This window comes from Streptomyces coelicoflavus (assembly GCF_045041415.1).
Lineage (GTDB): Bacteria > Actinomycetota > Actinomycetes > Streptomycetales > Streptomycetaceae > Streptomyces > Streptomyces coelicoflavus.
In genome coordinates, this window is sequence record NZ_CP108218.1 from 2,353,410 (window position 1) to 2,365,741 (window position 12,332).

The window sequence follows — 12,332 nt, forward strand, 5'->3', positions numbered from 1 at the left end:
GGCTCAGCGCGTCTCGGCCGGGGCGGTGCGGCGACGGCGCCACCAGACGAACGGGACCACGCCGGCCACGGCCAGGCCCTGGGGTGCGACCGAGAGCGCGGCGGCGGCCGGGGACTGGGCCCGGGACTGGAGGCCGTCCTGGTCGAAGGTGTCCGGGACAGGCAGGGTGCCCCAGCGGTCCATCGGCCAGGCGACCACGATGGCGCGGCCCACGACCTCGTCCACCGGGACCATGCCGCCGTTCTTGTCCGCCTGGTTGTAGCGCGAGTCCCGGGAGTTCTGCCGGTGGTCGCCCATGACCCAGATTTTGCCCTCGGGCACGGTGACCTTGAACCGGCCGCCCTGGTCGTCGTCCGAGCACGGGGTGTTGCCCGGGTAGACGTACGGCTCGTTCAGTGCCTTGCCGTTGACCTTCAGCGGGCCGGTCTTGTTGCACTCGACCGTGTCGCCGCCGACACCGATGACGCGCTTGATCAGGTCCTTCTCGTCGGCGGACGGCATCAGGCCGATCCAGCTGAGGACGGTCTGCAGCGCGTTCGGGTCGGGCGTCGGCTCGCCCGCCAGCCAGTCGGCCGGGTCGTGGAAGACGACCACCTCGCCGCGCTCGGGCTCGGAGCCGAACCAGGGGGTCAGCTTGTCGACGAGGACCCGGTCACCGATCTGAAGGGTGTTCTCCATCGAGGACGACGGGATCGAGAACGCCTGCACCAGGAACGTCTTGATCAGCAGGGCCAGCACCAGCGCGATGCCGATCAGGATCGGCAGCTCCTTCCAGAAGGAGCGCTGCTTCTTGGCCGCCGGAGGTGCCGCGGGCGGTGTTCCGCCGACCCCCTCGTCCTCCGTCCCGCCGTTGTGCCCGTTCTGGCCGCTCTGTCCGTTCGTCACCCTGCTGTCCTCGGTTCCGGAGCCGTACCCGGAGTCCGGGGCGCCGACCGCCGCCGGGTCGGCCGTCTCCTCGGGGCGTCCGCGGTTCTCCTCGCCGTCGTGTCCGGACCGTGCGCCAACCGCCACATCCCCCACGCCAACTCCTCACTCTCTGCCACCGCCTGCCCCGGATGCGACGCAGGCCCACCACTCCCATAACGAGCGGGAGTTCCGCAGGGGTCGGGAGTTCAATCATCGCGTTCGGATCGTAGGGGGCAACCCTATGCGACAGCCCGGGAGCGGCGGTCGAACCGGAGGCCGAGTCGGACACGGACGCGTACGTCCCGGGTTCGTCCAGGGTGGTCCAGTGACCGAACGGCCACGCGATCACCATGGCCCGCCCCACCACCTCGTCCTCGGAGACGGTGCCGAAGTCGGTGTTCTGGTGGGCGCGGGAGTCGGCCGAATTGGACCGGTGGTCGCCCATCACCCACAGCCGTCCCTCGGGGACGGTGACGTCGAAGGGCGTGCGGGACGGCACGTCCCCGGGGTACAGGTAGTCCTCGTTCAGGGGAACGCCGTTGACGGTGACGCGGCCCTGCTTGTCGCAGCACTTGACGTGGTCGCCGCCCACGCCGACGACCCGCTTGATGAGGTCCTTCTCGTCGTCGGACGGCAGCAGTCCGATGAAGGCGAGGCCTTCCTTGACCTGTTTGACGACGACGGGATCGTCCTTCTTGGTGGTCTGTTCGCCCCGGAGCCAGCCGCCGGGGTCCCGGAAGACGACCACGTCCCCGCGCTGCGGCTCGGAACCGAACCAGGGGGTCAGCTTGTCCACCAGGACCCGGTCGCCGATCCGGATGGTCTGCTCCATGGAGCCCGACGGGATCACGAAGGCCTGGACGAGGAAGGTCTTCAGCACCAGCGCTATGAGGACCGCGACGCCGATGAGGAGGGGGATCTCCTTGACGGCGCCGCGTCTGCGCCGCCGTTTCACCTTGCGCTGGAGCTTGCGGCGCTCGGCGCGCGAGCGGCCGCCGGAGGGCGCGGCGGTGCGCCTCGAGCCGGTGGGCAGCAGGTTCTCCGTGGGGCTGCTGGGCGCCCCCCGCGGCTTCCCCCGGCTACCCATCGGCGTCCCCGGCCCGCCCGGCCCCGGCCCCGGTCCCGGACCGCGCCGCCCCGGCGCCGGCCGGCGTCGGCTCGGCCCCCGCAGGTGTCGGCTCGGCCCCGCTCACCGTCGGCTCGGCTGCCCCGCTCTTCGCCGCCCCGGTCCCGCTCTCGGCGTCCGGCACGCGCGCGTAGGCGTCGGGGCGGTCCAGGTGGGTGGCGTGGCCGAAGGGCCAGACGATCCAGTCGGCGCGACCGATCACCTCGTCCAGCGGCACCATCCCGCCGCCCGGGGAGCCCAGGTGGTCGCGGGAGTCGCTGGAGTCGGCACGGTGGTCGCCGAGGACGAAGAGGGTGCCGTCGGGGACGACGACGTCGAAGGGGACCGTGGACGGGCGGTCGCCGGGGTACAGGAACGCCGACTCGTCGACCGACTGGCCGTTCACCCGGACCCTCCCCTCCTCGTCGCAGCACACCACGTGGTCCCCGCCCACACCGACAACGCGTTTGATGTAGTCACCGTCCCCGAAGAGCCCGGTGCCGTCGAAGACGACGATGTCGCCCCGCTGCGGCCGACCGTCGAAACGGTACGCCAACTTGTTTACGAGAACGCGGTCACCGATCCTCAATCCGCGCTCCATCGATCCGCTCGGGATCTGGAACGGCCGCAGCACGAAGGTGCTGAGCAGCAGCAGGAACAGCAGGAGGACCAGCAGGGTCACGGTGATCCGGCCGCCCGGCACCCAGTCGGTGATCCGCCCCGTGAACGCGGAACGCGACCGTTCCTCCGGACCGTCCGAATCCGAGGGCTGCTCGGATTCGGACGGGCGGGAGGAACGGTCGCGCTCCGTGTGCTGTGCTTCGGTGTCCATCGGGGCCAGATGCTATCCGGCCCCGGCACGGACCTCGGAGGGGCGCTCAGCTCTCGCGCTTCTCCTTGATCTTCGCGGCCTTGCCGCGCAGCTCGCGCAGGTAGTACAGCTTGGCGCGGCGGACGTCACCCTTGGTGACGAGCTCGATCTTCTCCACGATCGGGGTGTGCACCGGGAAGGTGCGCTCGACGCCGACGGAGAAGGAGACCTTGCGGACCGTGAAGGTCTCGCGCACGCCGGCGCCCTGACGGCGGATGACGACGCCCTTGAACTGCTGCACACGGGAGCGGTTGCCCTCGATGACGCGCACGTGGACGTTGACGGTGTCGCCGGGGCGGAAGGCCGGGACGTCGCTGCGCAGCGACGCGGCGTCGACGGAGTCGAGCAGGTGAGACATTTCGACTGCTTTCCTCGCCGATGCCACAGGTCATCGGCGGAAACTAGGTGTTTCGGAATCAGGGTCGTGCGGGTCGGGACGGGCGTCGTTTCCCCCTGTGGCAGGGGCGCGCTCCGGACGGACGCACAACAGCCGCCTATTCTTCCACGCCAGGCGTCCTGCGCCAAAATCGGCCGTACGGTTCCCCGTCCGGGTCGGGCTGCCAGCCCAGGATGGAGAGCATCTCGCGGTCCTTCTTGTCGAAGGCGGCGGGCTCGCACCCTTCGATCAGGTCGGGCCGGTTGGCCGTGGTGCGGCGCAGGGCCTCGTCGCGGCGCCAGCGGGCGATCTTCCCGTGGTGACCGCTGAGCAGCACGTCCGGGATGCCGCGCCCGCGCCACTGCGGCGGCTTGGTGTGGACCGGGCCCTCCAGCAGGCTGGCCATGGCGCCGGGGGCGAAGGAGTCGTCCCGGTGGGACTCGGCGTTGCCCAGCACGCCGGGCAGCAGCCGGGCCACGGCCTCGGTGACGACGAGTACGGCGGCCTCGCCGCCGGCCAGGACGTAGTCGCCGATGGACACCTCGTACACGGGCATCCGGGTCGCGTACTCGTCGACGACGCGGCGGTCGATGCCCTCGTAGCGGGCCGGGGTGAAGATCAGCCAGGGCCGCTCGGAGAGGTGGACGGCGAGTTCCTGGGTGAAGGGGCGGCCACTGGGCGTGGGCACGATGAGAGCGGGCTCGGCCGACCCCGTCTCGTAGCCGTCGGCCAGCACGGAGTCCAGCGCGTCGCCCCACGGCTCGGTCTTCATGACCATGCCGGGGCCGCCGCCGTAGGGGGTGTCGTCGACCGTGTTGTGGCGGTCGTAGGTCCACTCGCGGAGGTCGTGCACGTGGACGCCGAGCTGTCCACGCGCGCGCGCCTTGCCGACGAGGGAGACGTTCAGCGGTTCGAGGTACTCGGGGAAGATCGTGACGACGTCGAGCCGCATTACGCCTCGTCCCCGGCGTCGGCGTCCCGTGCGGAGGCGATCTCGGCCCGGTCGTCGATCAGGCCGGGCGGCGGGGCGATGACCGCGCGCTGCTCGTCGAGGTCGATCCCGGTGACGATCTCGGAGACGAACGGCACGTAGACCTCGGTGCCGTCGGGGCGCTCCACCACGAAGAGGTCCTGCGTGGGCAGGTGGGAGATCTCGGTGATCCGGCCGACCTCGGTGCCGTCCTCGGTCACCACGTCGAGGTCGATCAGCTGATGGTCGTAGTACTCGTCCTCGTCCTCGGGCCGCTCGTCCGGGTCCACGTCGGCGATCAGGAGGGTGTTGCGCAGCGCCTCGGCTCCGGTGCGGTCGTGGACGCCGGCGAAGCGCAGCAGGAGGCGACCGCTGTGCACCCGGCCGGTCTCGATGGTGAGCGGTCCGGCGGAGGCGGGGTCGGTGGCCAGCACGGCCCCGGGCCCGAGCCTCAGCTCCGGCTCGTCCGTGCGGACCTCGACGGTCACCTCGCCCTTGATCCCGTGGGCGCGGCCGATGCGCGCGACTACCAGCTGCACTGTGCTTGATCTCCTGTCGGAACTGCGGACGAGCCGGTCGAAGGCCGCACGGCCTCCGGGCTCATACGACTGCGGGCCGGGGACGGCCCTGTGGCCTTCCCCGGCCCGAGCCGGTGCTGCGATGCGCGTCAGCGGACGTGGTCCACGTCGACGAGGTCGACACGGACACCGCGGCCGCCGATGGCGCCCACGACGGTGCGCAGGGCGCGTGCGGTGCGGCCGTTGCGGCCGATCACCTTGCCGAGGTCGTCGGGGTGGACCCGAACCTCGAGCACCCGTCCGCGGCGCAGGTTGCGCGAGGCGACCTGCACATCGTCGGGGTTGTCGACGATGCCCTTCACGAGGTGCTCGAGAGCCTCCTCGAGCATGCTCAGGCCTCGGACGCGGAGGACTCGGCGGCGGCCTCGTCCTTCTTGTCGGCCTTCTTCTTCTGGGTGATCGCCTCACCCTTGCCCTCGTCCTCGCCACCGATCGCCTCGAAGGACGGGCGGGCCGCCTTCTCGGCCGGCTGGAGCAGCGGAGCCGGGGCGGGCTCGCCCTTGAACTTCTGCCAGTCGCCGGTCTTCTTCAGGATGGCGAGCACGGGCTCGGTCGGCTGCGCGCCGACACCGAGCCAGTACGCGACACGCTCGGCGTCGACCTCCATCACCGACGGGTTGTACGTCGGGTGGTACTTGCCGATCTCCTCGATGGCCCGGCCGTCACGGCGGGTACGGGAGTCGGCGACGACGATGCGGTAGTGAGGCGAACGGATCTTGCCCAGACGCTTCAGCTTGATCTTGACTGCCACGGGAGTGGGTTCTCCTGGTTTTGACGTGGGTGGGCACGGCGAGAGAGCCGCGTGGGGTTGCGGTACCCGAGTGCCCGATGGACGCGTCAGCCGGAGGAGAGAGGGGTCCTGTGCGACTGTCGAGTACAGCTAGCCATTGTGCCACACGCGCGCAGGCCCGTCGGACCGAGGGCACCGGGTCCGCCCTCGCGGGCGGACCACTCGGCTCCGGACGACGGACCCCGGCCCGGCCCGGCTGCCACGAGCAGCCGGGCCGTCAGCTCACTCCCGCGCCGACCACCTCCGGGATGCGGAACGGCTTGCCGCAGCCGCCGCACATGATCGGCGCCTGGGCCAGCACCGACGGGACGACGCGCACATTGCGTCCGCAGTCGCAGACCGCCTTCACGCGCACCCCTCCCCCGGAGGAGCCGTGCCGGGCGGCCGGACCGCGGAAGCTGCGGGCCGTGTCCGTCGCGGTGGCGGCGGTGTGGGCCTTCAGCGCGCGCTGGAGGCGTTCGATCGTCGGGCGGTAGCGGCGCTTCGCCTCGGGGGTGAGCGTGACCAGCGAGAAGCCACTGCTGGGATGTGGCTCCTCGGGGTGGTCCAGGCCCAGCTCCTCGGCGATCGCGAGGAATCGGCGGTTGTGGTAGCGCCCCGCGCGGGAGGTGTCGCGTACTCCGCGCGCGGCGGCGATGCCGTGGACTGCCTCGTGAAGCAGTCGCTCGAAGGAGAGCTCGTGCCCGCAGGCGGACGACGACTCTCCGATCAGGGACTCGGGCGCGGCAAGATCGGGCAGCTCGGTGTGGTGCCGCTGAATGTCGGCCCACGCCTGCGCCAGCTCTGCGGCGAGAACAGGTGGTGTCGTGCTCACGTAATGACAACGAGCCGGGGTGCCGCTGTGTTCCTATTCCGGGGCATCCCAAATAATTTGCACGTACCAGTCAGTTGCCGCTGATGCGTCCCGACGAGGGCGGGTGCGCTGATCTGCGGAGAAGCCGCACAGCTCGTACCAAGCTGGTGCGTAGTCAGACGTACGCGCCGGCGCGTAGCCGACGTCCACGCGCCGGAGTGCGTGCGACCCGCGCGGGCGCAAGTGGCGTTTCGGTCGCTGTCACGGCGGAGGGGCGCCGTCCGGGTGAGCGCGTCGACGGACGCGACGTTACCGCGTGCGCCTCCGGCGTGCGGCACCGCCCCGCCCCCCGACGCGCCGGGACACCGTGCGGTGGCCGCCGCACCGGTCGACCTTGGCCGGAACCGTCCCATCCGTGTCGCGGCCACCCACGGTCATCGCCCACCGGCGGGATCCGGCCAACCGGCCGAGGACACGGGACGGGGCTACCCGGGGTACCACGCGGCCAGGCCCATGTTGCCGGGAAGTGAAATCTCGCCAGGCTGCCGGGGATCGGGCAAACCGGGTCCCTCTACCACTGGACGCCACGGCGAGCCCGGAGTTTCCTGGCATACGGGGGGAGTGCGAGCGCACTGCACGGGGGCCATGGAATCGGGCACGGCGGCAACACTCGGCGATTGGGGCGCTTTCCTATGACACCTACGCTCGTGCGGCAGCACTCGTCTCACGCGGGGGCGACACCTCACGTGGACCTGCGTGCACGCGCGCGTGACTGGTCCGAGATACAGGAGCGGATGCTCGTACCGCTCTACGAGGCCGTCTTCGAGCGACTGGACGTGGGCGGCGACACCCGGATGCTGGGCCTGGGCTGCGGATCCGGTCTCGCGCTGCTGATGGCCGCCTCGCGCGGCGCCGCGGTGACCGGGGTCGACTCCCGCTCCCCGGAACTCCTGGCCCTCGCCCGCCGGCGCCTGCTTCCCGGGGCGCCCGGGGAACCGGGCACGGCCGAGGGACAGCGGCACCCCGAAACGGGCGGCACACGCGCGCGTACCGGTACGCCGAGGCTCGTCGAGGGCTCGCCCGAGGCCGCGGCGGACCCGACGGCACCGGCGTTCAACCTGGTGACCGCCTTCGAGCCCACCGGTTGCCTCGCGGGCGACTCGGAACGGCTCGGTGAACTGCTCGCCCGGGCGACGCCACTCGCCGCGCGGGGAGCGGCCGTCGTACTGGCCGGCTGGGGCCCGCCCGAGCGCTGCGCCACGACGTCGGTGCTGCGGGTGGCCGGCAAACTCTCCGACCCGCTGCGCGGCGCCGGCTGGCGCCCCGCACTGCGCGACGACCTGGAGGAGGTCGCCCAGCGGGCCGGGCTGAGGCCGGACGGCTCGGGACGGGTGGCCTGCCCGTTCGGCTACGCCGACCCGGGCAGCGCGGTGCGCGGACTGCTGTCGACCGGGCTCTTCGACGCGGCGGTCGCGGCGACCGACCGGGAACAGGTCGACAAGGAACTGACGGAGGCCCTGCATCCCCACCAGCGGCCGGACGGAACCGTGTGGATGCCCAACGTGTTCCGCTACCTGATCGCCCGGGTGCGTTGACGAGCGCTTCCGACCGGATACGCACGACCGGCGACGGGACACGGCTCCCGCGGCTTCCCCTTGATGGATCAGGGACCAGTGGATCAGGGACCTCTGCTCTGATCCACCGTCCGGGGGAACGGGACGGGCGTCAGCCCGGTCAGCCCATGAACTTCTTGAACTCGTCCGGCAGCTCGAAGTCCTGACCGCCCTGCTGCGGCAGCCCCAGGGCGCCCCCGCCCTGCGCGGCGGCGGCACGGCGGGCGGCCTCCTCCTGCTCCTGCTGCTTGCGCTTCATCGGGTTGCCGGAGCGCTGCTTGCCCTTGGCCTTCTTCTGCTGCTTCTTCTGCCGGCCGGGCCCACCGCCCATGCCGGGCATCCCCGGCATCCCCGGCATGCCGCCGCCCTGGGCCATGCGGGACATCATCTTGCGGGCCTCGAAGAAGCGCTCCACGAGTGACTTGACGGCGCTGACCTCGACGCCGGAACCCTTGGCGATACGGGCGCGGCGCGAGCCGTTGATGAGCGTCGGCTCCTGGCGCTCGGCCGGGGTCATCGACTTGATGATGGCGGCGGTGCGGTCGACGTCGCGCTCGTCGAGGTTGTTGATCTGGTCCTTCATCTGGCCCATGCCGGGCAGCATGCCGAGCAGCTTGCTGATGCTGCCCATCTTCCTGACCTGCTCCATCTGGGCCAGGAAGTCGTCCAGGGTGAAGTCCTGGCCCTTCTTGGACGCCAGCTTGGAGGCCATCTTCTCGGCCTCTTCCTGGCTGAACGTCTTCTCCGCCTGCTCGATCAGGGTGAGCAGGTCACCCATGTCGAGGATGCGGGAGGCCATCCGGTCCGGGTGGAAGGCGTCGAAGTCCTCGAGCTTCTCGCCGTTCGAGGCGAACATGATCGGCTTGCCGGTCACCGAGGCGATCGACAGGGCCGCGCCACCGCGGGCGTCGCCGTCGAGCTTGGAGAGCACCACGCCGTCGAAGCCGACGCCGTCGCGGAAGGCCTCCGCGGTGTTGACCGCGTCCTGACCGATCATCGCGTCGACGACGAAGAGGATCTCGTCGGGGCTGACCGCGTCGCGGATGTCCGCGGCCTGCTGCATCAGCTCCTGGTCGATGCCCAGGCGGCCGGCGGTGTCGACGATGACCAGGTCGTGGACCTTCGTCTTGGCGAACTCGATGGAGTCCTTGGCGACCTTGACCGGGTCGCCCACGCCGTTGCCCGGCTCGGGGGCGTAGACCGCGACGCCGGCGCGCTCGGCGACGACGCTCAGCTGGTTGACGGCGTTGGGGCGCTGGAGGTCACAGGCGACCAGGAGCGGCGAGTGGCCCTGCTCCTTGAGCCAGCGGCCCAGCTTGCCCGCGAGCGTGGTCTTGCCGGCACCCTGGAGACCGGCGAGCATGATCACGGTCGGCGGCTGCTTGGCGAAGCGCAGGCGGCGGGTCTCGCCGCCGAGGATGCCGACCAGTTCCTCGTTGACGATCTTGAGGACCTGCTGGGCCGGGTTGAGTGCCTTGGAGACCTCGGCGCCCAGGGAGCGCTCCTTGACCTTCTTGATGAAGGCGCGCACGACGGGGAGCGCCACGTCGGCCTCGAGCAGCGCGATGCGGATCTCGCGGGCCGTGGCGTCGATGTCCGCCTCGGTCAGCCGTCCTTTGCCCCGGAGGGATTTGAAGGTGGCTGACAGGCGGTCGGAGAGAGTATCGAACACGGCGGCGTAGGTCCTCGCGTCGGCGTTGGTGTGGGTCGCCCTCCAGGGTATCCGTCCCGGCAAGCAAATCGTCCCTGCCCGCTGTGGAGAGCGGGCAGGGAACGGACAGGGACCGGACAGGGACCGGAAGCCCCGCGTGCGCGAGGGCCGCACCGTACGGTCACGCCCGCAGCGACTCCTCCAGCTCCCGCGCCACCGACGCCGCCTCCTCCCCCGGCAACGGCACCCCGTCGCCCCGCGTCACATAGAACGCGTCCACCGCGTTCGCCCCCAGCGTCGACACGTGCGCGCTCCGCACCCGCACCCCCGCCGCCTCCAGGGCCCGTCCGAGCCGGAACAGCAGCCCCGGTGCGTCCTGCGCCCGGACCTCGATCACCGTGGCCAGCCGGGACGCGGCCGGGGCGACGGTCACGCGGGGCGGGGGCGGCTCCACGCCCCGGCGCCGGGGGTGGGCGGCGTCCCGTTCGGCGAGGCGTCCGGCGGTGTCCAGGGTGCCGTCCAGGGCCCTGACCAGGTCGGCACGGAGCCGGGCGGCCTGGGGCAGGGAGCCGTACTGGGCGGCGACCCGCCAGTCGAGGAGCAGGACGGAACCGTCGACGCCGTCCGGCAGCGGAAGGGACCGCAGTTCGGCGGTGCGGACGGTCAGCCGGTGCAGGGCCAGCACCCCGGCCACGGCGGGGAGCACCCCGGCCTGGTCGGGAACGGCGATCAGCAGCTCGACGCCGAGCGGATCGGGACCGGCGTCCTTGGCCGCACCGGGCTCCGCGGAACCGGCCGGCGGCTCGGTCCGCGCCCGCAGCGCCAGGACCGGACCGCCCGTGCGGAAGGCCTCGACCGCGAGCCGTTCCTGCTCGGCGGTGGGCGCGGCGGCCTCGGCCTCGGCCGGTGGCTCCCCGGCCAGCACCGCGGCGACCCGTTTCACCAGGTCGGCGACGAGGGATCCGCGCCAGGACGACCAGGCGGCCGGCCCGGTGGCCAGCGCGTCCGCCTCGGTCAGGGCGTGCAGCAGCTCCAGCGTGCGCTCCGTACCCACGGCCTCCGCGACGGCGCGCACGGTGGCCGGGTCGTCCAGGTCGCGCCGGGTGGCGGTCTCCACGAGGAGGAGGTGATGGCGTACGAGGGTGGCGAGGACGGCCGCGTCCGCGCCGTCGAAGCCGATGCGGGCGGCGACGTCCCGGGCGATGGTCTCCCCGGCCACGGAGTGGTCGCCGGGCCAGCCCTTGCCGATGTCGTGCAGCAGCGCGGCGACCAGCAGCAGGTCGGGGCGGTGCACCCGGCGGGCGAACCCGGCGGCGCGGACGGCGGTCTCGATCAGGTGCCGGTCGACGGTCCACAGGTGCACGGCGTTGCGCTGCGGGCGGCAGCGGACCCGCTCCCAGTCGGGCAGCAGCCGGGTGACCAGGCCCTCGGCCTCCAGTGCCTCCCAGACCTGCACCGTGGGCCGGCCCGAGCCGAGCAGGGTCACCAGTTGCTCGCGCGCCTCGGCGGGCCACGGCGTGGGCAGGGGGCGCGCGGTGGCCGCCAGGCGCCGTACGGCGTGCAGGGAGAGCGGGAGTCCGGCCTGTGCGGCGGCGGCCGCGGCGCGCAGCGGCAGTACGGGATCGCGTTCGGGGCGCGCGGTGCGGGCGAGCACCACCTCGCCGTCCTGCTCCACCACGCCCTCGGCGAGCGGGGAACGCTCGGCGGCCGGTTTTCCGCCGTTCCGCCCGCTCATCATGGCGCGCAGCCGCGGGCGTACGGAGCGCGCGCGCAGGACGCGCCCCACTTCGCGCCAGGTGACGTCGCCCGCGTAGGAGATGACGCGGGCCGCCTCGTACACCTGCCGCAGCAGTGCGTCGGCGTCCAGCAGGCCCAGGCCGGCCGCCACCTCGTCCTGCTCCTGCAACGCCAGCCGGTCGGTGGCGCGGCCCGTCGCCAGATGGAGGGCGTCGCGTACGTCGAGCAGCCGGCGCCTGGCGTCGGCGAGCCCTTCGCGCGGGGCGTCGGCCAGCCAGGAGGCGGCGACGGCACGCAGCGCGGTGGCGTCGCGCAGGCCGCCCCGGGCCTCCTTGAGGTCGGGTTCCAGCAAAAACCGCAGCTCCCCCTGGCGTTCGGCGCGCTCGGCGCACAGGTCGCGGAGTTCGGGGAGGCGTCTGGGGGCCTGGTTGCGCCAGTCGGCGAGGACGGCGGTGCGCAGGGAGGCGGTCAGCCCGAGGTCTCCGGCGAGGTGGCGGGCGTCCAGGAGGCCGAGCTGGACCTTCACGTCCTCGGCGGCCGTCTTCCGGGCCTGTTGCGGGGTGCGGACGGAGTGGTCGAGGTCGAGGCCGAGGTCCCAGACCGGGTACCAGAGGCGGTCGGCGAGGGCGGCGACGGCCTGGTCGTCCCGGCCGTCGTGCAGGAGGAGCAGGTCCAGGTCGCTGCGGGGGGACAGCTCGCCGCGCCCGTAACCGCCGACCGCGACGAGCGCCACACCCGCGTGACCCCCCGTGCCCGCGCCGAAGAGGCCCGCCAGCCAGTCGTCGGTCAGCCCGGCCAGCGCCCTGCGGCGCGGCGGCCCGGACCGCGCCCCCTCGGTGAGGAGGCGCAGCCGGGCCGCCGCGTAGCCGCCGGATCCCGGGCCTTCTGCTTCTTCCGTCACGTCCGTACTGGTCACCCGGCGACTCCCGTTCGTCCGTCCGT

General features: G+C 72.4%; 11 protein-coding genes and 1 pseudogene. 1 reads left to right on the forward strand and 11 read right to left on the reverse strand.

Going from position 1 to position 12,332, the window contains the following annotated elements; translation table 11 throughout:
• Positions 1-3: 3 nt before the first annotated feature.
• The 9 genes and pseudogenes from lepB (OHA99_RS10155) to OHA99_RS10195 form a co-directional block, all read right to left on the reverse strand.
• Positions 4-1,020, reverse strand: coding sequence for a signal peptidase I (gene lepB / locus OHA99_RS10155; RefSeq protein WP_228126099.1), 1,017 nt, complete (start codon positions 1,018-1,020; stop codon positions 4-6).
• Positions 911-1,993, reverse strand: a pseudogene (gene lepB, locus OHA99_RS10160) (signal peptidase I); the annotation flags it as partial. The pseudogene lepB (OHA99_RS10160) and the gene lepB (OHA99_RS10155), both read right to left, overlap by 110 nt.
• A complete protein-coding gene (gene lepB, locus OHA99_RS10165) occupies positions 1,986-2,843 on the reverse strand; it encodes a signal peptidase I (protein WP_405695448.1) in 858 nt (285 codons plus the stop codon). The pseudogene lepB (OHA99_RS10160) and the gene lepB (OHA99_RS10165), both read right to left, overlap by 8 nt.
• 46 nt (positions 2,844-2,889) lie before the next feature.
• Positions 2,890-3,240 (reverse strand): 50S ribosomal protein L19, encoded by a 351-nt coding sequence (gene rplS, locus OHA99_RS10170; protein ID WP_007444857.1) that lies wholly within the window; start codon positions 3,238-3,240, stop codon positions 2,890-2,892.
• Positions 3,241-3,376: 136 nt separating this feature from the next.
• The gene (trmD, locus tag OHA99_RS10175) at positions 3,377-4,210 is read right to left on the reverse strand and encodes a tRNA (guanosine(37)-N1)-methyltransferase TrmD (RefSeq protein WP_153177751.1); all 834 of its coding nucleotides are present in this window, start codon (positions 4,208-4,210) and stop codon (positions 3,377-3,379) included.
• The gene (rimM, locus tag OHA99_RS10180; protein ID WP_153177752.1) at positions 4,210-4,767 is read right to left on the reverse strand and encodes a ribosome maturation factor RimM; all 558 of its coding nucleotides are present in this window, start codon (positions 4,765-4,767) and stop codon (positions 4,210-4,212) included. The genes trmD and rimM overlap by 1 nt, the downstream gene beginning before the upstream one ends.
• A 128-nt stretch (positions 4,768-4,895) precedes the next feature.
• Complete coding sequence (locus OHA99_RS10185; protein WP_003973401.1) at positions 4,896-5,135, reverse strand: RNA-binding protein; 240 nt, start codon at positions 5,133-5,135, stop codon at positions 4,896-4,898.
• 2 nt (positions 5,136-5,137) lie between these two features.
• Positions 5,138-5,557: a 30S ribosomal protein S16 gene (gene rpsP / locus OHA99_RS10190; RefSeq protein ID WP_007444852.1), complete on the reverse strand. Its 420-nt coding sequence runs from the start codon at positions 5,555-5,557 to the stop codon at positions 5,138-5,140.
• A 256-nt stretch (positions 5,558-5,813) separates the two neighbouring features.
• Positions 5,814-6,410: a hypothetical protein gene (locus tag OHA99_RS10195; protein WP_030188620.1), complete on the reverse strand. Its 597-nt coding sequence runs from the start codon at positions 6,408-6,410 to the stop codon at positions 5,814-5,816.
• A gap of 671 nt (positions 6,411-7,081) precedes the next feature.
• Between OHA99_RS10195 and OHA99_RS10200 the strand changes: the two genes are divergently transcribed.
• A complete protein-coding gene (locus OHA99_RS10200; protein ID WP_165684720.1) occupies positions 7,082-7,984 on the forward strand; it encodes an SAM-dependent methyltransferase in 903 nt (300 codons plus the stop codon).
• Between the two features lie 139 nt (positions 7,985-8,123).
• On the opposite strand, the gene ffh is transcribed toward OHA99_RS10200, so the two are convergent.
• Positions 8,124-9,674 carry a signal recognition particle protein gene (gene ffh / locus OHA99_RS10205; protein WP_153177754.1) on the reverse strand — a complete coding sequence of 517 codons (1,551 nt, stop codon included), beginning with the start codon at positions 9,672-9,674 and terminating at the stop codon, positions 8,124-8,126.
• 160 nt (positions 9,675-9,834) lie between these two features.
• Positions 9,835-12,306 carry a [protein-PII] uridylyltransferase gene (locus OHA99_RS10210; RefSeq protein ID WP_366473909.1) on the reverse strand — a complete coding sequence of 824 codons (2,472 nt, stop codon included), beginning with the start codon at positions 12,304-12,306 and terminating at the stop codon, positions 9,835-9,837.
• Positions 12,307-12,332 lie beyond the last annotated feature (26 nt).